17 protein-coding genes are annotated in these 21,196 nt (G+C 73.0%); 10 read left to right on the top strand and 7 right to left on the bottom strand.

Annotated features, from left to right (window positions below; all coding sequences use genetic code 11):
* The first annotated feature begins 15 nt into the window (after window positions 1-15).
* Window positions 16-1,518 carry a CoA-acylating methylmalonate-semialdehyde dehydrogenase gene (gene mmsA, locus ACH4LD_RS01480; RefSeq protein ID WP_132786170.1) on the top strand — a complete coding sequence of 501 codons (1,503 nt, stop codon included), beginning with the start codon at window positions 16-18 and terminating at the stop codon, window positions 1,516-1,518.
* Window positions 1,519-1,572: 54 nt separating this feature from the next.
* Here the strand turns inward: mmsA and ACH4LD_RS01485 are convergent, their stop codons facing one another.
* Window positions 1,573-2,403 (bottom strand): hypothetical protein, encoded by an 831-nt coding sequence (locus tag ACH4LD_RS01485; protein ID WP_398053186.1) that lies wholly within the window; start codon window positions 2,401-2,403, stop codon window positions 1,573-1,575.
* A gap of 432 nt (window positions 2,404-2,835) precedes the next feature.
* On the opposite strand from ACH4LD_RS01485, the gene ACH4LD_RS01490 reads away from it, so the two are divergent.
* The 5 genes from ACH4LD_RS01490 to ACH4LD_RS01510 all read left to right on the top strand — a co-directional run bounded on the left by ACH4LD_RS01490 (window position 2,836) and on the right by ACH4LD_RS01510 (window position 11,526).
* Complete coding sequence (locus ACH4LD_RS01490; RefSeq protein WP_398053187.1) at window positions 2,836-4,227, top strand: APC family permease; 1,392 nt, start codon at window positions 2,836-2,838, stop codon at window positions 4,225-4,227.
* A gap of 121 nt (window positions 4,228-4,348) precedes the next feature.
* The gene (locus ACH4LD_RS01495; RefSeq protein WP_398053188.1) at window positions 4,349-7,000 is read left to right on the top strand and encodes a CocE/NonD family hydrolase; all 2,652 of its coding nucleotides are present in this window, start codon (window positions 4,349-4,351) and stop codon (window positions 6,998-7,000) included.
* Window positions 6,997-7,851, top strand: coding sequence for an ABC transporter permease (locus tag ACH4LD_RS01500; RefSeq protein ID WP_398053189.1), 855 nt, complete (start codon window positions 6,997-6,999; stop codon window positions 7,849-7,851). Before ACH4LD_RS01495 ends, ACH4LD_RS01500 begins: the two co-directional genes overlap by 4 nt.
* Before the next feature lie 158 nt (window positions 7,852-8,009).
* The gene (locus ACH4LD_RS01505; RefSeq protein WP_398053190.1) at window positions 8,010-9,491 is read left to right on the top strand and encodes a von Willebrand factor type A domain-containing protein; all 1,482 of its coding nucleotides are present in this window, start codon (window positions 8,010-8,012) and stop codon (window positions 9,489-9,491) included.
* A gap of 106 nt (window positions 9,492-9,597) precedes the next feature.
* On the top strand, window positions 9,598-11,526 hold the full coding sequence (locus tag ACH4LD_RS01510) for an AMP-dependent synthetase/ligase (RefSeq protein WP_398053191.1): 1,929 nt from the start codon (window positions 9,598-9,600) through the stop codon (window positions 11,524-11,526).
* A 70-nt stretch (window positions 11,527-11,596) separates the two neighbouring features.
* Here ACH4LD_RS01510 and ACH4LD_RS01515 read toward each other — a convergent pair whose 3' ends face one another.
* Complete coding sequence (locus ACH4LD_RS01515; protein ID WP_132786178.1) at window positions 11,597-12,001, bottom strand: rodlin; 405 nt, start codon at window positions 11,999-12,001, stop codon at window positions 11,597-11,599.
* A gap of 247 nt (window positions 12,002-12,248) precedes the next feature.
* Here ACH4LD_RS01515 and ACH4LD_RS01520 point away from each other — a divergent pair, with 247 nt between their 5' ends.
* From ACH4LD_RS01520 to ACH4LD_RS01535, 4 genes are all read left to right on the top strand, one after another.
* Window positions 12,249-12,647, top strand: a complete 399-nt coding sequence (locus tag ACH4LD_RS01520; RefSeq protein WP_364862449.1) for a rodlin — start codon at window positions 12,249-12,251, stop codon at window positions 12,645-12,647.
* A 237-nt stretch (window positions 12,648-12,884) separates the two neighbouring features.
* Complete coding sequence (locus tag ACH4LD_RS01525; protein ID WP_132786180.1) at window positions 12,885-13,127, top strand: chaplin; 243 nt, start codon at window positions 12,885-12,887, stop codon at window positions 13,125-13,127.
* A 119-nt stretch (window positions 13,128-13,246) separates the two neighbouring features.
* Window positions 13,247-13,828, top strand: coding sequence for a chaplin (locus ACH4LD_RS01530; protein ID WP_398053193.1), 582 nt, complete (start codon window positions 13,247-13,249; stop codon window positions 13,826-13,828).
* A 403-nt stretch (window positions 13,829-14,231) separates the two neighbouring features.
* A complete protein-coding gene (locus ACH4LD_RS01535) occupies window positions 14,232-15,539 on the top strand; it encodes a glycoside hydrolase family 26 protein (protein ID WP_398053194.1) in 1,308 nt (435 codons plus the stop codon).
* Between the two features lie 14 nt (window positions 15,540-15,553).
* On the opposite strand, the gene ACH4LD_RS01540 is transcribed toward ACH4LD_RS01535, so the two are convergent.
* Genes ACH4LD_RS01540 through murJ form a run of 5 tightly spaced genes read right to left on the bottom strand, consistent with a single transcriptional unit; the run spans window position 15,554 to window position 20,918 of the window.
* A complete protein-coding gene (locus ACH4LD_RS01540) occupies window positions 15,554-16,693 on the bottom strand; it encodes a GNAT family N-acetyltransferase (protein WP_398053195.1) in 1,140 nt (379 codons plus the stop codon).
* The gene (locus ACH4LD_RS01545; RefSeq protein ID WP_398053196.1) at window positions 16,690-17,337 is read right to left on the bottom strand and encodes a lipopolysaccharide biosynthesis protein; all 648 of its coding nucleotides are present in this window, start codon (window positions 17,335-17,337) and stop codon (window positions 16,690-16,692) included. Before ACH4LD_RS01545 ends, ACH4LD_RS01540 begins: the two co-directional genes overlap by 4 nt.
* Window positions 17,334-18,491 carry a glycosyltransferase gene (locus tag ACH4LD_RS01550; RefSeq protein ID WP_398053197.1) on the bottom strand — a complete coding sequence of 386 codons (1,158 nt, stop codon included), beginning with the start codon at window positions 18,489-18,491 and terminating at the stop codon, window positions 17,334-17,336. The genes ACH4LD_RS01545 and ACH4LD_RS01550 overlap by 4 nt, the downstream gene beginning before the upstream one ends.
* Window positions 18,488-19,249: a polysaccharide deacetylase family protein gene (locus tag ACH4LD_RS01555; protein WP_398053198.1), complete on the bottom strand. Its 762-nt coding sequence runs from the start codon at window positions 19,247-19,249 to the stop codon at window positions 18,488-18,490. Before ACH4LD_RS01555 ends, ACH4LD_RS01550 begins: the two co-directional genes overlap by 4 nt.
* Window positions 19,233-20,918 carry a murein biosynthesis integral membrane protein MurJ gene (gene murJ / locus ACH4LD_RS01560; RefSeq protein WP_398053199.1) on the bottom strand — a complete coding sequence of 562 codons (1,686 nt, stop codon included), beginning with the start codon at window positions 20,916-20,918 and terminating at the stop codon, window positions 19,233-19,235. Before murJ ends, ACH4LD_RS01555 begins: the two co-directional genes overlap by 17 nt.
* Between the last annotated feature and the right edge of the window lie 278 nt (window positions 20,919-21,196).

Consider the following 21,196-nt stretch of genomic DNA (forward strand, 5'->3'; position numbering starts at 1 on the left):
AAGGAGTCTCCGGACATGACGAAGATCGTCAACCACTGGATCGGCGGGAAGACCGTCGAAGGCGCGTCGGGGGCGTACGGGCCGGTCACCGATCCGGCGACCGGCGCGGTCACCACGAAGGTCGCGTTCGCGTCGGTGGAGGAGGTGGACGCGGCCGTCGCGGCGGCCAAGGACGCCTACCTGACCTGGGGCCAGTCCTCGCTGGCGCAGCGCACGTCGATCCTGTTCAGGTTCCGCGCGCTGCTCGACGCGCACCGGGACGAGATCGCCGAGCTGATCACCGCCGAGCACGGCAAGGTGCACTCGGACGCGCTGGGCGAGGTGGCGCGCGGCCTGGAGATCGTCGACCTGGCCTGTGGCATCAACGTCCAGCTCAAGGGCGAGCTGTCCACGCAGGTGGCGAGCCGGGTGGACGTCGCCGCGATCCGCCAGCCGCTCGGTGTCGTCGCCGGCATCACGCCGTTCAACTTCCCGGCGATGGTCCCGATGTGGATGTTCCCGATCGCCATCGCGTGCGGCAACACCTTCGTGCTGAAGCCGAGCGAGAAGGACCCCTCGGCGTCGGTCCGCCTCGCCGAGCTGCTGGCCGAGGCCGGACTGCCCGACGGTGTCTTCAACGTCGTGCACGGCGACAAGGTGGCCGTCGACCGCCTGCTGGAGCACCCGGACGTCAAGGCCGTCTCCTTCGTCGGCTCGACCCCCATCGCCCGCTACATCCACACCACCGCCTCCGCCAACGGCAAGCGCGTGCAGGCCCTGGGCGGCGCCAAGAACCACATGCTGGTCCTGCCGGACGCCGACCTCGACGCGGCGGCCGACGCGGCGGTCAGCGCCGCCTACGGCTCCGCGGGCGAGCGCTGCATGGCCATCTCGGCGGTCGTGGCGGTGGGCGCCATCGGCGACACGCTGGTGGAGAAGATCCGCGAGCGCGCCGAGAAGATCAAGATCGGTCCGGGCAACGACCCGGCGTCCGAGATGGGCCCGCTGATCACCAAGGCGCACCGCGACAAGGTGGCCTCGTACGTGGAGGGCGCCGCCGCCGAGGGCGCCGAGGTGGTGCTCGACGGCACCGGCTACACCGTCGAGGGCTTCGAGGACGGCCACTGGATCGGCATCTCGCTGCTGGACAAGGTGCCGACCAGCGCGAAGGCGTACCAGGACGAGATCTTCGGCCCGGTGCTGTGCGTGCTGCGCGCCGAGACCTACGAGGAGGGCGTGGCGCTCATCAACGCCTCGCCGTTCGGCAACGGCACCGCGATCTTCACCCGGGACGGCGGCGCCGCCCGCCGCTTCCAGCTGGAGATCGAGGCCGGCATGGTCGGCGTCAACGTGCCGATCCCGGTGCCGGTGGGCTACCACTCCTTCGGTGGCTGGAAGGACTCGCTCTTCGGCGACCACCACATCTACGGCAACGACGGCACGCACTTCTACACCCGCGGCAAGGTCGTCACCACCCGCTGGCCCGACCCGGCCGACGCCCCGGCGGGCGTGGACCTGGGCTTCCCGCGCAACCACTGAGCCGGACGCCACGGTGCCCCGCCCTCCGCGCGAGAGGGCGGGGCACCGCTGCCGTCAGCCCTGCTGGTTCTGCCGCGCCTTGACCATGTCGGTGAGGTCGGCGACGCGCCCGGCGGGCGGCGCCTTCACGGTGGCCGTCCTGCCGAACTTGTCGAAGTCCATGCTGACGGTCATGACGCCGATCTTCTCCTTGAACCGCACCGGCAGGTCGTCGGGGCCGACCCACACGTCCACGAGGATCGACTTCGCGCCGGTCACCTTGCTCATGGCGCTGTTCTCGCCGAGAACGTCCTTGAGCTTGCCCATGTGCGCACGGTCGATGACGCCGCGGTAGTGGGTGGTGTGCCGTCCGTTCACGGTCTGCGTGCCGAGGTCCTGGACGTCCTTGGCGTACTTCAGGCCCTTCATGGAGGCGGAGGGGCTGCCGTTGTCGCCGCTGAGGGCCTGCGCGCCCTTCACCCCGAAGAGGGCCGAGCTGTCGATCTTGATCCAGTCCTTGCCCTGGTACGGGCCGGAGCGGAAGCGGTCGACGTCGTAGTAGTAGGCGCCGTCGACGAACAGGACGTGCGTCGTGGGGGAGTGGTTCATGGCCTGCATGTTCGCGGCCTTGGTGTCCATCTCCGCGTCGAAGGCGTACGAGCCGCCCCAGGAGTAGGTGCCCCTCATGGAGATCGGGTCTCCGGTGCCGAGGTCGGTCGTCATCCGCACCTCGGCCGAGCCCAGCCGCTCCGTCCGGTCCGTCGCCCTGGTCAGTGCCGCCATCGCCTGGTCGGCCTTGTCGACCGCCTTGACGGCCGTCCTGGCGCTCTCCGTGCCGCAGCCGGAGACCGCCACCAGCGCTGCCGCCGTGCATCCCACCCAGGCGGCGGTGTGCCTCTTCCTCATGTCCCCACCCCAAGCTGTGCGTCTGTCGTGCGGGGCGCACTCTATCGGCCACCACTGACATGGACGCGACCGGTTTACCCCGTCCGGATACCGGACGGCTGACATTTTTTTGAAACCTTGGCTGCGGTTCCCGTTCAGGCCGGACGAAACGGGTGACGAAGGGGTTGCGAGCAGATGACCTTCAAAAGCAAGGTCACATGGGTCACAAGCTTGATGGATGCACCTATAGGGCGTCACAGCCTGGGAAAGTGATGTGGCGCACAGCCGTCATGAGGTGCGGATTCCGAAGGTAAACGGCCATTGACGTGGTGGTTTTCGTCGGGGTTCTCTAAGCAGCGCCGGGAGCGGACGAGACGAACGTACGACGATCCGCCGGAGGCGATAGCGCTCCCGACCCCACCCTCAGCCGCTCACGTCGAACGGAACCGCCGTATGACCGACACGCTCCAGAAGTCCGTGGCAGACACCGCGACGGCCCCGGCACCGGGGCTGAAGCGTTCCATCGGTGTCGTCGGCGGGACCCTGCTGACGCTGTCCTGCGTCACACCCGCCTCCACGCTCTTCGTCGTCGTCCCCGACCTGTTCGGTTCCCTCGGCACCGCCACCGCCCTGACGATCGCCATCGGCTCGCTCCTCTGTATCGCCGTGGCGTTCTGCTACTCCGAACTGGGCACCCTGATCCCCAGCGCGGGCGGCGAGTACGCCATGGTCTCCACGATGGCCGGGCGGCTCGCGGGCTGGCTGGTCTTCGTGCTCTCCCTGCTGGTCGTGATGATCGTGCCGCCGGTGATCGCGATGGGCACCGCGGACTACCTCGCCCCCATCGTCCACCTGGACCCGTCCATGACGGGCGCCGCGGTGATGCTGCTGGCCACCCTCGCCGGCCTGCTGGACCTGCGTGCCAACGCCTGGATCACCGGCATCTTCCTGGTCCTGGAGGTCATCGCCGCCGGGGTCGTCGCCCTGCTGGGCTTCTCGCACAGCCACCGCGGGGTGGGCAGCCTGGTCTCGATGCAGGTGGCCGGCGCGAACGGCCACACCGACACGGTGACGGCCATGCTGGTGGTCTCCGGCCTCGCCATCGCCCTCTTCGTCACCCAGGGCTTCTCCACCGCCGTCTACCTCTCCGAGGAACTGGAGAACCCGCGCCGCAACGTCGCCCGGACGGTCCTCGCCACCCTCGCCATCTCCACCGTGGTCATCCTGGTGCCGGTCGCCGCCATCACCATGGGCGCCTCCGACCTCAAGGAACTGACCGGCGGCGACATCAGCTCCATGGTCACCGCCTGGTCCAACTCCGCGGTCGGCACCTTCGTCAGCCTCTGTGTGGCCCTCGCGATCATCAACGCGGGCATCGTCATGGTCATCCAGAACTCCCGCGTCCTGTTCGCCTCGGCCCGCGACAAGGCCTGGCCCGGCCCGGTCAACACCGTCTTCTCCAAGCTCGGCCGCTTCGGCTCCCCCTGGGTCGCCACCCTCGCGGTCGGCGTCCCCGGCGCGGTCCTCTGCTTCGTCAACCTCGACACCCTCTACGGCGTCACCGGCGTCTCGGTGACCGGCATGTACCTGCTCGTCGCGATCGCCGCCCTGCTCGCCCGCCGCGGCTCCCACAAGCACACCCCCGCCTGGCGGATGCCGCTGTGGCCCGCGATGCCGGTCCTGCTCATCGCCGTCCTGGCCTACATCCTGACCCAGCAGGAGACGAGCTACCTCCTGTGGACCGGCGGTATCACCGCGGCGGCCACCCTCTACTGGGCCCTGTACCTGCGCCCGCGCCGCGACACCCACTGGCTGGTGTCGATCCCGGAGGACGCGCAGGCCTGACCCAGCCGGTGGCCGTACCACGGTCGCGGTAGAAGAGGGCGGACCCGTACTCCCAGGGGAGGGTCCGCCGTTCAACCCCAGGTCGGCAGCGCTTGTCAGCACCGCCCCGTACCGTTGACGCATGGATCTTCGACTGCCCGCCCTGCGCAGCCTGCTACGGCGGCCCCGTCGGCTTCTGGCCGCCGGGGCCGCCGTCGTGGTGCTCGCCGGCGCCGGGACGTGGACGGCGGCCGTCGCCTCCGACGACTCGCGGGCCGTGCGCCGCAGCGACCAGGTCATGGCGGTCGACGGGGTGCGCCTGGACACCTCGTACTTCACCCCGGCCGACGCCGGCCGGCACCCCGCCGTCCTGCTCGCCCACGGCTTCGGCGGCAGCAAGGACGACATGCGCCGGCAGGCCGAGGACCTCGCCCGGGACGGGTACGCGGTCCTGACCTGGTCCGCGCGCGGTTTCGGCGGCTCCACCGGGAAGATCGGCCTGAACGACCCGAAGGGCGAGGTCGCCGACGTCTCCCGGCTCATCGACTGGCTGGCCGGGCAGCCCCAGGTCCGGCTGGACAAGCCCGGGGACCCGCGCGTGGGCGTGGCCGGCGGCTCCTACGGCGGCGCGATCTCCCTGCTCGCCGCCGGGTACGACCACCGGGTCGACGCCATCGCGCCGGCCATCACCTACTGGAACCTCGCGGACGCCCTGTTCCCGAACGACGTGTTCAAGAAGCTGTGGGCCGGCGTCTTCGTCAACACCGGCGGAGGCTGCGCGAAGTTCGAGCCCGCGCTGTGCCGGATGTACGACCGGGTCGCCGAGTCCGGCATCCCGGACCCGGCCGCCCGGAAACTGCTGGAGGAACGGTCACCGTCCGCGGTCGGCGACCGCATCAAGGTGCCCACGCTGCTGGTGCAGGGGCAGACGGACTCCCTGTTCCCGCTCGGCCAGGCCGACGCCGCCGAGAAGGCGATCCGCGCGAACGGCGCCCCGGTCGACGTCGACTGGATCGCCGGCGGGCACGACGGCGGCGACATGGAGTCGAGCCGGGTCGAGACACGCGTGCGTGCCTGGTTCGACCGGTACCTCAAGGGTGACAAGGGCGCCGACACCGGCCCGGCCTTCCGGATCACCCGCACCGGCGGCGTCGACTCCACCGACGGCACCGCCCAGCTGCGCGGTGCGAGCGCCGCCGCCTATCCGGGCCTGCGCGACCATCCGCGCACCGTCCCCCTCACCGGCGGCACGCAGCGCGTCGCCAACCCGGCCGGGGCCGGCCCGCCCGCCGTCTCCGCGCTGCCCGGCCTCGGCGGCTCCGGCGGCCTCGCCCAGCTCTCCGCGCTGGGCGTCGGCGTCTCCCTGGACTTCCCCGGCCAGTACGCGCGGTTCGACTCGGCGCCGCTCACCCGCGACCTGCGCATCACCGGCACCCCGACCGCCACCGTGCGCATCACCTCCACCCGCGACGACACCGTCCTGTTCGGCAAGGTCTACGACGTCGGTCCCGACGGAAGGCGGCAGGTGCTGCCCGCCCAGCTCGTCGCCCCCTTCCGGGTGACCGGCGCCAGGACGGGCAAGGACGTCACCGTCACGCTCCCGGCGATCGACCACGAGGTGCAGAAGGGCCACCGGCTCCGCCTGGTCCTCGCCTCCACCGACCTCGGCTACGCCTCCCCGGCCGCCCCGGCCACCTACACCGTCTCCCTGAAGGGGGGCCTGAGCGTGCCGACGGCACCCTCCGTCAGCACCGCCGCCGCGCCCCTGCCGGCCTGGGTCTGGTGGCTGCCCGCGGCCGGCGCGGCCGCCGCCCTCGCCCTGCTGCTCACCACCCGCCGCCGGACGTCCGCCCCCGCGCCCGACCCGGAGCTGGCCGAGGTCCCGCTGGTGATCACGGATCTGAGCAAGCGGTACGCCGGGTCCACCGACCGGTACGCCGTCCGGGACCTCTCCTTCCGGGTGGAGAAGGGCCAGGTCCTCGGCCTGCTCGGACCGAACGGCGCGGGCAAGACCACCACCCTGCGCATGCTGATGGGCCTCATCCGGCCGGACGCCGGCGAGATCCGCGTCTTCGGCCACGCCATCCGGCCCGGCGCGTCGGTGCTCTCCCGCGTCGGCGCGTTCGTGGAGGGCGCCGGCTTCCTGCCCCACCTGTCCGGCCGGGAGAACCTGGAGCTGTACTGGCGGGCCACCGGCCGCCCGCCCGAGGACGCCCATCTGGACGAGGCCCTGGAGATCGCCGGGCTCGGCGACGCGCTCGCCCGCGCGGTCCGCACGTACTCCCAGGGCATGCGGCAGCGTCTCGCCATCGCCCAGGCCATGCTCGGCCTGCCCGACCTGCTCATCCTGGACGAGCCCACCAACGGCCTGGACCCGCCCCAGATCCGCGAGATGCGCGAGGTGATGATCCGCTACGCGTCCGGCGGCCGCACGGTGATCGTCTCCAGCCATCTCCTCGCCGAGGTGGAGCAGTCCTGCACCCACCTGGTGGTGATGGACCGGGGCCGGCTGGTGCAGGCGGGTCCGGTCCGGGAGATCGTCGGCTCCGGCGACACCCTGCTGGTCGGCACCGCCGAACCGGTGCAGGAACCCGTGGTGGAGAAGGTGGGCGCGCTGGACGGCGTCGCCTCCGCCGTGCGCACCGACGACGGGCTGCTGATCCGGCTGGAGCCCGGCGGCACCGCCGAGCGGCTGGTCGTGGAGCTGGTGCGGCTGGAGGTGCCGGTCGCCTCGGTCGGCCCGCACCGCCGCCTGGAAGACGCCTTCCTCACCCTGATCGGAGGTTCCGCATGAGCACGCTCACCGAGGTCGCCTCCGGCTATCAGGCGGGGCGCACCCTGCCGCTGCGGGTCGAGCTGGCCCGCCAGCTCAAGCGGCGCCGCACCCTGGTCATGGGCGCCGTCCTGGCCGTACTGCCGTTCGTGCTGCTGATCGCCTTCGCGGTCGGCGGCGACCCGGGCGGCCGGAACAACCAGGTCACCCTGATGGACACGGCCACCGCCTCCGGCGCCAACTTCGCCGCCGTGAACCTGTTCGTCTCGGCGGGCTTCCTGCTGGTCATCCCCGTCGCCCTGTTCTGCGGGGACACGGTGGCCTCCGAGGCGAGCTGGTCCTCGCTGCGCTATCTGCTCGCCGCGCCGGTGCCCCGGGCCCGGCTGCTGTGGTCCAAGCTCGTGGTGGCGCTCGGGATGAGCCTCGCCGCGATGGTGCTGCTGCCGCTCGTGGCCCTCGCCGCCGGCACGGCCGCCTACGGCTGGGGCCCGCTGGAGATACCGACCGGCGGCGCGCTGGACACGGGCACGGCGGCCCAGCGGCTCCTGGTGGCCGTGGCGTACATCTTCGTGTCCCAGCTGGTGACCGCCGCGCTGGCGTTCTGGCTGTCGACCAGGACGGACGCCCCGCTCGGCGCGGTCGGCGGCGCGGTCGGCCTGACCATCGTGGGCAACGTCCTGGACGCCGTCACCGCCCTCGGCCACTGGCGTGACTTCCTGCCCGCGCACTGGCAGTTCGCCTGGGCCGACGCCGTCCAGCCCCGCCCCGAGTGGTCCGGCATGATCCAGGGCACCGCGCTCTCCATAACGTACGCCCTGGTGCTGTTCGCGCTGGCCTTCCGGGGTTTCGCCCGCAAGGACGTCGTCTCCTAGGTCACCGGCACGTCACTCACCGGTCACGGCGGGCCGCCGCCGTGGCCGGTTCGAGATCCATCCGCAACTCCCCGGGACGCACGTTCCGGGCCCCCGCCCCGTCACAGTCGGCAGCGGACGCACACGTCCGGTGCCAACAGGCCGACGGGGAGGACGAGATGGAACGGTACGGGGATCGACGGGCACGGCGGGCGCTGCTCGCGCTCACGGCCGTGGGCGGGCTGCTGCTGACGGCGTGCAGCGCGGGCGGCGCCGCGCGGACGAGCCACGACAAGGCCCGGGAGGGCGGGTCCGGTGTGGTCCGGCAGGACGCCGGCGGGCGGCTGTCCACCTTCGCGCTGGACGTCGACACCGCCTCCTACACCTACGCCCGCCGCACCCTCGCCGACGGCCGCAGGCCCGATCCGCGGACCGTCCGCCCGGAGGAGTTCGTCAACAGCTTCCGCCAGGACTACCGGCGGCCCGACGGCAACGGCTTCACGGTCACCGTCGACGGCGCCCGCACCGGCGGGCCGGACTGGTCCCTGGTCCGGGTCGGCCTCGCCACCCGGCCCGCCGCGCCGGACGCGCACCGCCCGCCCGCCGCGCTCACCTTCGTCATCGACACCTCCGGCTCCATGGGCGAACCCGGCCGCCTGGACCTCGCCCAGCACGGCCTGACCACCCTGACGGACCGGCTGCGCGACGACGACTCCGTCGCCCTCGTCACCTTCAGCGAGGACGCCGAGACCGTGCTGCCGATGACCCGGCTCGGCGGCCACCGCGGCACGGTCCGCGACGCCATCGACAGCCTGGAGCCCCAGAACTCCACCAACCTCGGCGCGGGCGTCGAGGAGGGCTACGCCACCGCCGTGGAGGGCGCCCGCAAGGGGGCCACCAACCGGGTCGTCCTCGTCTCCGACGCCCTCGCCAACACGGGGGAGACCAGCGCGGACGCGATCCTCCGCCGGATCGACGACGCCCGCCGCGAACACGGCATCACCCTCTTCGGAGTCGGTGTCGGCAGCACCTACGGCGACTCCCTCATGGAACGCCTCGCCGACCGGGGCGACGGCCACACCGTCTACGTCTCCGATCCCGGTGAGGCCGACAAGGTCTTCGCCGGTCAGCTCCCGAGGAACATCGAGCTGACCGCCCGGGACGCCAAGGCACAGGTCGCCTTCGACCCGCACACCGTCACCCGCTTCCGCCTCATCGGCTACGACGACCGCAAGGTCGCCGACCAGGACTTCCGCGACGACCGGGTCGACGGCGGCGAGGTCGGCCCCGGTCACACCGTCACCGCCCTGTACGCCGTCCACACCCGGCACGGCGCACGCGGTCACCTCGCCACCGCCACCGTCCGCTGGCTCGACCCGGAGACCCGCGACCCGCACGAGGCGTCGGGTTCCCTGGAGACCGGGGCCCTGGCCGGCTCGGTCTGGCGGGCGAGCCCCCGCTTCCAGGTCACCGCGGTCGCCGCGTACTTCGCCGACGCCCTGCGCACCGGCTCCGCGGACCGCCCGGCCCTCCCCGGCGCCCCCGGCCTGACCGGCCTCGCCCGCAGGGCCGCCGGGCTGGCCGACAGCACCGAGGACGCCGACGTACGCGGCCTCGCCGACGCCATCCGCCAGGCGAGCGGCACCGAGCCCGTGGACTGAACGCCGAACGGTCCCCGTGGGCCCCATTGACTCTTTCTTACTTGTGAGTAAGTTGACCCTTCGGTAAGAACCTTGGGCAGGCCACGCACCGCCACCGGGAGCCGTCATGGGCGTACGCAGGGATCTGAAACGGGCACGGCAGCGCACCGGTCTCGCGGACCGCGCCGCGGTGGAGATCGTCCGGGACGCCACGGGCACGGTCCGCGAGGTGCGCGCCGCGCCCCTGGCACCCCCGCTCACCACCGGTTCCCTCGCCGACCTGCCGTTCGGGCACGCGGCCGAGACCCCCGGCGCGGTGCTGCTGCGCCGCCGTGACCGCGGCGGCGCCTGGCGCCCGGTGACGGCGGCAGCCTTCGCCACCGAGGTCGCCGCCGTCGCCAAGGGGCTCGTCGCCGCCGGGCTCGAACCCGGCGGCCGGGTCGCGGTGATGTCCCGCACCCGCTACGAGTGGACCGTCCTGGACTTCGCCATCTGGGCGGCCGGCGGCCAGTCCGTGCCGGTCTACCCGACCTCCTCCGCCGAGCAGGTCGAGTGGATCGTCCGCGACTCCGGGGCCAGGTTCGTCGTCACCGAGACCGCCGCGAACGCCGCCACCGTCACCACCGGCACGGCAGGCCATCCGCGCCCCCCGCGCCTGTGGCAACTCGACGCCGGCGCCCTCACCGACCTCACCGTCCTCGGCCGGGACCTCCCCGACGACGAACTCGCCAAGCGGCGCGGGGCGCTCGGCCCCGACACCATCGCCACCCTCTGCTACACCTCCGGCACCACCGGCCGCCCCAAGGGCTGCGTCCTCACCCACGCCAACCTCCACGCCGAGGCGGCCAACACCGTCGAGCTGCTGCACCCGGTCTTCCAGGCGGTCACCGGTCAGACCGCGTCCACCCTGCTCTTCCTGCCGCTCGCCCACATCCTCGGCCGCACCCTCCAGCTCGCCTGCCTGCTGGCCCGCATCGAGACCGGCCACTTCCCGAGCGTGAAACCCGACGAACTGCGGCCCGCGCTCAAGGAGTTCCGGCCCACCTTCCTGGTGGGGGTGCCGTACCTCTTCGAGAAGATCCACGACACCGGGCGGGCCACCGCGGAGAAACTCGGCCGGGCCGCCTCCTTCGACCGCGCCGAACGCGTCGCCGTCCGCTTCGGCGAGGCCCACCTGCGGAAGTTCCTCGGCACCGGCACCGGCAAGGGCCCGGGACCCGGCCTGTACGCCGCGTGGGCGCTGTACGACCTGCTGGTCTACCGCCGCATCCGCAAGGAGCTGGGCGGCCGGATGCGGTACGCCATCAGCGGCGGCTCCCCGCTGGACCGCGACCTCAACCTCTTCTTCCTCGCGGCCGGCATCGTCGTCTACGAGGGCTACGGCCTGACCGAGACCAGCGCCGCCGCCACGATCGTGCCGCCGCTCAGTCCGCGCCCCGGCACGGTCGGCCGGCCGGTGCCGGGCGTCTCCGTGCGCCTCGCCGACGACGGGGAGGTGCTGATCAAGGGCGGGGTGGTCTTCGCGTCGTACTGGAACGACCCCGCCGCCACGGACGCCGTCCTGCACGACGGCTGGTTCGCGACCGGTGACCTCGGCGCGCTGGACGACGACGGCTACCTCGGCATCACCGGCCGCAAGAAGGACATCCTCGTCACCTCCGGCGGCAAGAACGTCTCGCCGGCCGTCCTGGAGGACCGGCTGCGCAGCCGCTCACCCGTCGGCCAGTGCGTGGTCGTCGGCGACAACCGGCCCTTCGTCGCCGCACTGATCACCCTCGACCCGGAGGCGGTCGCCCACTGGCTGTCCGTACGGAAGCTGCCACCGGACACCCCGCTGTCCACGCTGGTGCGCGACGAGCGGCTGCGCGCCGAGGTGCAAAGAGCGGTCGACCACGCCAACAAGGCGGTCTCCCGTGCCGAGTCGATCCGCGCTTTCGCACTGGTCGAGGGCGAGTTCACCGAGGAGAACGGGCTGCTGACGCCGTCCCTGAAGGTGAAGCGGCACGCGGTGACGGCCGCGTACGCGCAGCAGATCGAGGCGCTGTACCGGCGCTGACACGCCGCCGTGCCGCGGACACGCCGGAGCGGGCCGCCGAGGATTCGGCGACCCGCTCCAGGGACCGGGATCAGCGACCGGATTCGGAGTTCTCGGACAGGATCGACACGTCCTCCAGCAGGTGCGCCAGCGCGCCGTCGCGCTTGACGTTCGAGGAGTTCTCGGTGCACTGCTGCTGCATGTGGTCCGACAGGATCGGAACATCCTGGAGCGCGCCGCCGACGGCCGCGTCGACGGAGGCCGGAAGGTCGTTCACCGCGATGCACGGCTTGTTGAAAGAGCCCTGGATCAGAGCGATCTGCGGGCTCATGTTCCCGTAGGTGGCCGAGTTGCCGTAGTTCTGCCATCCCGCGTTGCCGTTCGCGACGGTCGGCCCGTCGTCGTTCCCGAGTGCCAGCGCCTGCGGTGCCGCGGCGGCGGAGGCGCCCATGGCGGAAGCGGCGACGGCCGCAGTGGCAACAATCTTCTTGATCACTGGCCAGTCCCTTCTGAAGAAACCCCGTCCACCGGAGCGTTCTGGTCAACTCCTCGTTCTCCCAGCGGTTTCTCCCCTTCACCCTGTCGGCCGACGAGGTGGACTGGTGGTGTGGTTTTCCGATCGGCGACCCCCCGTCATCCTCAAGACGTGCGCGCTCCAACCGAGTGAATCAGCGGAACCATTCCCGATGCGCCGGGTTGATGAGGCCGTAGGGCATGCGTCGTTACGAGGAAAGGAACGCGAAGTGCTCAAGAAGGCAATGGTCGCCGCCGCGACCGCCGCTTCTGTCGTGGGAATGGCGGTGGCGGCCGCGCCGCAGGCGCTTGCCATCGGCAACGACGACGGGCCGACCGTCGCGAACGGGAACGGCGCCGTGTCGTCGTTCGGCAACTCGGCGACGAAGGGCAACATGAGCCCGCAGCTCTCCCTGGTGCAGGGCTCGCTCAACAAGCCGTGCGTCGGAGTCCAGGACGTCGACGTCGCCGTCGACGCGGCCATCGGCGGCACCATCCAGGACATCCCGGTTCTCTCGGACCACCTGCAGCAGCAGTGCTCCGACAACTCCACGAACGCCAAGCGCGACGGCGCGCTCTCCCATGTCCTGGAGGACCTGTCGGTCCTCTCGGCCAACGGCGAGAGCTGAGCCGGTCTGCCGGCCCGGGCCGTCCGCCACACCGTCTGCGGACCGCCCGGGCTCTTTTCGTGAAAAACGGGAGGAGGGAGAGCGCGTGAGAAATGAGTGCGATCGGGTGATTCTCGCGCTTTCCGCGTTCTGCGGCCTTCCAATGTGTCTATCTCTCGTTCCGTGCCGCGACCGTTCACGTCGTGCTCACACGGTTCTGGCCGTCATTGGGGCATGACCCCAGAGAAGGGAACATCCATGAAGAAGACCGCTGCTGTCGTTACGGGCGCGATCCTGGCCCTGGGGCTGGCCGGACCCGCCTTCGCCGACTCCGAGGCCAATGGTGTCGCCACGCACTCCCCGGGCGTCCTCTCCGGAAACGTCGTCCAGGTCCCGATCCACATTCCGATCAACGTCTGCGGCAACACGATCAACATCATCGCTCTGCTGAACCCGGCGGCCGGCAACACCTGCATCAACGGCGACATCCACAAGAAGTGACGACGCGACACTGAATACCAGCCCCCGGCTGCGGACTGGCCGGCCCCGGACCGCCGATCCGTCGAATCCGCGTTCCGGGGCCGGCTTTCCCTCTTCTCCGAGCAGAAATGACCACGAGGTTGCGACAGACACTCCGCAAGGGCATGTCCCTGGCCGCGGTCGCGGCCGGCGTGCTGTCCGTGTACGGCGGCTCCGCACTCGCCGACTCCCGGGCGCAGGGTGTCGGGCAGGCTTCCGCCGGGGTGCTGTCCGGGGACGGCACCCAGGATCCCGCGAACCCGGTCGACGCCTGCGGCGACCCGGTCGACGCGGCCACGGCGTCGAACCCGGCATCCGCCGACTCCTGCGCCACCACGACGGCCCACGACCGACCGGACCAAGGCGCCGGCCGTCCCGCTGAAGAACCCGCCGACCCGGGGAACGGCGGCTCGGGCGGTCCCGGCCACGGTGGTTCGGACGACTCGGGTCGCGGGAGGGCGGAGAACTCGGGTCACGCCGGCACGGACGGTTCCGGACACGGCGGTTCGAAGGCCCCCGGGTACGGTGGCTCGACGGACTCGGAGTCCCCCGGGCAGCCGCCCACGCTGCCGCACACCGGTGGTGCCCGTCCGGCGATGATCGCGACGTCGGCCGCCAGCGCAGCCCTGATCGCCGCCGGGGTGATCCTGTACCGGCGTGGCCGTTCCGCCTCCCGCCGCTAGGGTGCCGGACCCGGCGCCCGGCACCCGGGCGCCGCTCCGCTGCCCGCCGCACATCGTGCTCCCGTGCCCGGCCCGTGGTGGCTCCACGCGTCTCGCGCCTCGGCACTCGCGGCCGGTCACGTGCCCGCGCCCACGCCTCGCAGTCGCGGCATGCCCCCGCGTCCTGCGCCTCACCACTCCGACACCCGCCGTGTCCGGCGCCGCCTCCCAGCGCGCGGGGACCGGTCCCGCGCCGACCGGGGCCCGCTTGCCCGGGCAGCGTGCGCCCGTTCACCCGTGCGGGGGTTCGGCGGGCGGAAAGCGATATCCGTACCGGCGTCAGTCGTATTGATATGACTGCGTGCTCGGTTGCCGGATGACGCGACGCCGCGACATCGAGTGGCGAGTGCAGAAAGGAGCGGGCATGGCTCCGCAACAGCGCAGGGCCCGGACCGGGCGGCCGGCCACCGTCCTCGCGGCGGCGCTCTTCGCGTCGGCCACCCTGGCGGCCGGCCCAGGGCTCGCCGTGGACCGCCCGGGACCCTCGCGGGCCGCCGTCCCGACGACTCCGGCGACGACGACTCCGGCGACGACCCCGACGACCCCCGCAGTGCCGTCCCCCTCACTCCCCCCGCCGTCGCCCACGCCGGACTCGCCCTCGGTCCCCCTCCCCCCGACGCCGTCGCAGACCCCCGTGCCTCCCGGCTCCGGCCGCCCCGTCGCGGACTTCGGGGCGTTCCTCGACTCCGGGCCGCTGGGCGTCGCTCGCATGGCCGGGTTGAGTCACTGGCTCGGCGGGACCGAGTTGAAGGTCGCCCACACCTACCTGCCCGGGGGGCGCTGGCGGGACATCGAGGGGGCGCCCGGCTTCCTGGACGTATGGGCGCAGTGGCGGCGTGAGAAGGCGGACCGGACGCTCGTGCTCAATGTGCCGATGCAGGAGCGCAACGAGGAGAACCTCTCGGACGACCAGGTGCGGTGGCTGCTGCGGCAGGCCGCGACCGGCGCGTTCGACCACCACTTCAGAGCCCTGGCCGAGCGGCTGGTGGCGCTGAAGGTGCCGGACACGGTGATCGTGCTGGGCTGGGAGATGAACGGCACCACCTACACCCACCGCTGCGGACCGGACCCCGGGGCCTGGAAGACGTACTGGAACAGGATCGTCGCCACCATGCGCTCGGTGCCGGGACAGGACTTCCGGTTCGACTTCACGCCGAGCCGTGGCCGGGACGCCGTTCCGTGGACGGAGTGCTATCCCGGGGACGCCACGGTCGACATCATCGGCATGGACTCCTACGACCAGCCCAGCGGACTGTCCTTCGACGAGCAGGTCACCGAGCCCTACGGCCTCCAGCAGCACGTGGACTTCGCCAAAGCCCACGGCAAGGCCATCTCCTATCCGGAATGGGGGCTCTTCCGCAACGGTGACAACGCCGAGTACATGCGGCGCATGCTCGCCTGGATCGACGAGCACAAACCGCTGTACAACACGCTGACCGACTACTGCCCGCACGGCGTGTGGCAGTGCTCGGCCAACCCCCGCTCGTCCCGGATCTACCGGGCCGCCCTGTACGGCCGCACCGAGCAGCCGGCCCAGGCGCCCACGCCGACTCCGGCGCCCGCACGTGAGCCGGTGCTCACCACCGGTCCCCCAAACGGCTGCCCGGCTCCCGTCCTGGGCGACTGGACCGAGTACTGGCTCGGCGAGCGATTCTGCGTCCCCTTCGACTGACGGACGCGGAGCCGTCAGCGCTGGGCCTGCTCCCGCCACCGGAGCAGCACTTCCCTGCCCCGCTGCCGGGCGTTCGCGTCGCACAGCGCGGCCATCAGCAGCGGCGCGGTGCGCCACCGGGCCATGAGCAACCGTCTGTTGGCGACCTCTTCGGGCCGCCAGTGCCGCTTGTACGGCTCGTCGCCGCGCAGCAGGCTCAGCGTGCGGGGTTCGCTGCCGCCGGTGTACTCGGCGCAGGCGTCCAGCAGCATCACCGCCACGTCCACCTTCCGCCGGCGCAGGTCCGGATGGGCGCCGTACAGGTATCCGCCGGCCAGGCTGCCCGACAGGAGGGTCAGATCGACGGCCACCACCTCGTCGCCGATCCGGAACTCGGTGACCACCGCGTTCCCGGAACGCACCATCGGGCCCACGGCGCGCACCAGATGCTTCCGGAACCGGGGCCGCAGATGTTCGCTCGTCACCTTCCGGTCCTGCCATTGCAGTCGGTGCAGCTCCAGCAGCCGGCCGATCGCCGCGTCCACCTCGTCCGGGCCCACCGCCCGCCGCTGGACACCCAGCGCGGTCAGCCTGCGCAGCTTCGCCCGCGCCCGCTGGCCGGCCTTGCCCGAGGACAGCCGGGCGATCAGCTCGTCCATGGGCGCGGCGGGAAGTTCCAGGCACAACGAGTCGTCCACCGTGCGGCGAGGCCCGCGCCAGCGGTCGTAGATCCGCTCCACCGCGCCGCCCGGACGTACCTCGCGGAAGTCGATCAGCGCGGTGCCCGCCGCGACCGTGAGCGCGTCGGTGAGCGCGCCGGCCGCCCGCCCGTTGTCTCCGTCGTCCAGCAGCACGTCGGCGTAGTCGGAGATCGGGCCGCCGAGCGGCACCAGCGCCGGCAGCGGCCGGCGCACCAGCATCAGCGGCGCGGCGGCCACCAGTTCCCGCCCGGCGTGTACGACGAGCAGTCGGAGCCGGCCGGGCAGACCGTACGACAGCCACCACGAGTGCAGCCAGGCGTGGCTCTGGAACGGCGTGGCGGCGGCGCACCGGGCGAAGAGCCGCCCCCAGGCGGGCGCCAGCGCGGCGAACCTCTCCTCGTCGGTGACGAGTTCGCTGATGAGTCCCGTGGCGCGGGCCGGGCGCGCGGTGCCCGCCGGGTACGTGGAGATCACAGCTGGCCGTGTACGTCGGCGGCGACGGCCGGGCCGGGCACCGAGGGCGACCGGGTGATCTCCTCCTCCGCACGCCGTTTCGGGCGTACCAGCAGCGCGAGGGCGCCGAACAGCCCCCCCGCGCTCGCGCCGACCAGTCCGGTCACCGCGGGGGACGGCGAGCTGGGCGCGCTGGGCTTCCCCGCGCGGGAGAACTGCATGAGTCCCACGTGGGTGTCGGCCTTGGCGGCGTCGGCGTGGCGGATGAGCGCGCGGGCGACGGCGTTGGCCATGTCGGCGGCCTGGTCCGGGTGGACGGACGTGGCGGAGACGGCGACCATGGGGGCGTCCGGTGATGTCGCGGTGCGCACGCTGTCGCGCAGGGTGCGCACCGGGACCCCCGCCCACACCTGGGCGTCGCCCAGCACCGCCACCTGGGTGGCGACCCGGCCGTATGCCTGTGCGAAGCCGAGCGCGGTGGCGGTGTCGGTGCGCTCACCGGGGACGGCGACGACATAGCTGGTCGCCGTGTACTCCGGGGACTTCAGCACGCCGTACCCGCCACCCAGCAGGCCGCCCGCCAGGACACCGGCCGCCACCAGCGACCAGGGTGGGAGCGCCCGGAGGCGGGAGGTCCGGCGGAGCGGGACATGGTTCTCGGTCATGACGGGCTGACTCCCTCGGGGGATCGGGACGGGGGGACCGTGCGGGTGAACGCCGCCGTGTAGACCTCCATGAGGCGGGCGGCGCTGCGGGTGATGCAGTAGTGGCGGGCCGCCTCGGGAGCGGTGCGCGGGCCCGGCCCGGCGGCACGGACCTCGGCGAGCGCGCGGGCGTAGGCGCCGGCGTCGCACGGGACCCGCACCGCGTCCGGGGCGGCCCCGGGCGGCAGGTCCTCCAGGGCGGGGCAGGAGGTGTAGCGCACCGGCAGGCCGGCCGCCAGCGCCTCCACGACCGCGAGGCCGAACGCCTCCTCGGTGGAGGGCGCGGCGAGCACGTCCATCGCCGAGGCCAGCGCGGGCAGGCCGGGCCCGGACGATCCGTCCGGCAGGTACGGCCGTTCCCCGGCGAACAGCACCCGTCCGGCGACCCCCGCCGTGTGCGCGGCCCGCCGCAGCGCGGGCTCCTGCGGGCCGCCGCCGACCAGCAGCAGCCGGCAGTCGGCCGGCAGACGGGCGAGGGCCTGGACCAGCACGTCGAAGCGCTTGCCGGGGATGAGCCGGCCGATGCCGCCGATGACGAACGCGTCGGCGGGCAGCCCGAGCCGGTCGCGGGTGCGCCGGCGGGCGTCCGGGTCGAAGGCGAACCGGGCCAGGTCGATGCCGTTGGGGACGACCGCGATGCGGGGCTCGGGCACCCCCCAGCGGGCGAGCCGGGCGGCGACCGTGGGGGAGACGGCGACGGTGGACCGGCCCAGCCGCTCGCCCAGCAGGTACAGCGCGCGGACCCCCGCGGTGAGCGGACGGCCCTCCATCTGCGAGTCGCCGAGGGAGTGTTCGGTGGCGACGACCGCGCGGACCCCGGCCAGCCGGGCGGCGATCCGGCCGTAGAGGCAGGCCCGGTAGAGATGGGTGTGCACGAGGTCGTACCGGCCGCTCCGGATGTGCCGGGCCAGCCGGGGCAGCGCGGCCAGGTCGCGGTTCCCGGCCATGCCGAGGTGGGTCACCCGGACCCCGTCCGCCGCCAGCCCGTCGGCCACCGCCCCCGGGTTGGTCAGGGTCACCACCTCGCACGCGACCGGCAGGTGCCGCAGCAGCAGCCGCAGTTGCTGCTCGGCACCGCCCACGCCGAGCCCGGTGATGATGTGCAGGGCCTTCACCGCAGCCCCTCGACGGGCCGCCGGCGCAGCCGGTGCAGCCGGTACTTCAGGAACAGGCGCACGGCGGTGTCGTTCTGCCCGATGTACACGCGCGGCAGGACGTGCGGACCCGTCAGCTCACCGGGGTCGATCGCGCAGGCGTAGGCGTAACCGGCCTCTCGTACGGCCTCCACGGCACGCTCGTCGACCGTGCCGTACGGGTAGCAGAAGCCGGTGACCGGGGTGCCGGTCAGCTCCTCCAGCGCCGCCCGGCTCTCGGCGGTCTCGGACTTCAGCAGACGGTCGTCGGCCCGGGTGAGGTCGACGTGGGTGAGGCCGTGGGAGCCGATCTCCATGCCCGCGGCGGCGGCCCGCCGGATGCCGTCGGCGGTCAGCAGCGGCTTGCGCGGGCCCAGGGGGTCCCAGGCGTTGTCGCCGCCGAGCCGGCCGGGCAGCACGAAGAGGGTCGCCGTGCATCCCCAACGGGTCAGCAACGGCAGGGCGTCGGCCAGGAAGTCGGCGTACCCGTCGTCGAAGGTGAGCGCCACCAGGTCCCGCCCCTCGCCCCGGGCCCGGGCGGCGAGCAGTTCGGCGACCGACACCCCGCGCAACCCCCGCCGGCGCAGCCAGCGGAGCTGCCGCTCCAGCCGGTCCGGGCTGACCGTGAGGTGGTACGGGTCGTCGGAGCAGTCGCCGACCGAGTGGTACATGGCGATCCACGGGACCGGGCCGGGGGTGAGGTGCCTGATGGGAGTCGGGGACTCAACGAAGGACGGCATGGGCGAGCTTTCCGGTGAGGGTGCGTACGGAACGGAGTGCGGAGGCGAAGCCCTGGGCGCCCAGGGCCCAGCCGAGCAGGAGGAACACGACGGTCACCGTGGCGCCGCCGGCGGCCAGCCCGGCGAGTGGTGCCGACGGCAGCCCTCCCACGAACCCGCCGGCCACGGCGGCCACCACCGCCGCCCGCAGCGGACGGCTCAGCTCGTGCAGCACCGGCCCGGTTCTGATGGGTACGCTGCGGCGCCGCATCCCGGCGAGGAGCAGGAGGGCGGTGACGGTGATGCCGGCGGCGTTGGCGGCGGCGATCCCGGTGACCCCCCAGGAACCGAGCGTCCCGGCGCCGACCCAGGAGGTCGCGACGATGCCCGCGGTCATCGCGGCCACCGGGTACCAGGCGGCGCGCCCCGCGGAGAAGTAGGAGCGGACCAGGACGCCGGTCAGGGTCTGGCCGAGCAGGCCGATCGCGTAGACCCGCATCACCCCGGCGGTCGCCGCGGTGTCCTGGGCCGTGAACGCGCCCCGCTGGAACAGCAGCTCGATCAGCTGCGGTGCGCAGGCCACGACCGCGGCCGTACCGAGCAGCACCAGGCAGCCGGCCAGCGCCAGGTCCTGCTCCACCCGGTTCCGGGCCCGCTCGGTGTCGCCGTCGGCCAGCGCCCGCGCCACCACCGGGAAGGTGACCGTGCACAGCATCATGGACAGCGTCATCGGGATCTGCGCGACCTTCTGCGCGTAGTTCAGGTGCGAGATGGCTCCGGCGGGCAGCTCGGAGGCGAGGAACCGCTCGATCAGCACCTGCGACTGCCGGCACAGCGCGAACAACAGCACCGTGGCCAGCAGCGGCACGTCCAACGGCTGCGCCGCGGCGGCGGCTCCGGCCTGCGTCCCGCTGATCCGGCGGAGGCGCAACTGCCGCACCAGGGAGGGGAGCTGGACCGCCACCATCAGACAGCCGCCCGCCGCTACCCCGAACGCGGCCGACCGCACGCCCCACCGGCCGCCGAGCGTGTACATCGCCGCGACGATGCCGACGTTGTACGCGACGTAGATCGCGGCCGGTGCCAGGAAGCGGCGGTGGGCCCGGAGGGCCGCGCTGGCGTACCCGGCGAGGCCGAAGCTGAGCACGCACGTCGCGGTGAGCCGGGTGCAGTCCACCGCGAGGGCGGGGTCGGGCAGGCCCGGCGCGAGCGCGGCGACGAACTGCGGCGCGGCCACCGCGAGCAGCGCCCCGATCGCCGTGAATCCCAGGGCCAGCCGGGGCAGGGTGCCGGCCACCAGCGACCGCACGGGATCCCCCGGGGCGCCCCGTGCGCGGCGGGCCAGGGCCATGCTGAACGCGGGGATCAGCGCGAAGGCCAGCCCGTCCTCGATCAGCAGCGTGGCCGCGAACTCCGGCACGGTCCACGCGACCAGGAAGGCGTCCGTGTCCGGCCCGGCCCCGAACAGCCGGGCCAGTGACTGGTCCCGCACCAGCCCCAGCAGTGCCGCGGCGATGGAGAGGGAGGCGGTGACGAGGGTGGCGTGAGCGAGGAAACGCCGGGTGGGCGGGGCGTGTTCGCGGGCCGGAGCGGGCGGAGGCGGCTGGTCCGGTGCGGGCGGCTGCTGCGCGGGGGCGGGGTCGAGGAGCGGTCCCAACGGCTTCGCGGCGGGGTCCGCCCCGGTGGGCACGGGGTCTGCCGGCAGCTGGGCCTGTCCCGTCGCGGGGGCGGGTCCCCCCGTGGGGGGTTCGGCCGACCGGGCCACCGGCAGAGGGACCCCGCCCGCCCCGGGGCCCGCGTCCGCCGTCGGCCGGTGCGCCGTACCGGGCCGGTTCCTCGCGTCCACCGTCGGCCCGTATGCCGTACCGGGCCGCGGCCCCGGTGCGCCGCCGGGTCCGGGGCGCGTCATGTCATCGGCCTTCGGTCGCGGTGGGGCGGCGGAAGCGTCCGGTGGGGTGCCGGCTGTCG

This window comes from Streptomyces sp. NPDC017676, assembly GCF_044329325.1.
In the GTDB taxonomy this organism is placed as follows: Bacteria; Actinomycetota; Actinomycetes; order Streptomycetales; family Streptomycetaceae; genus Streptomyces.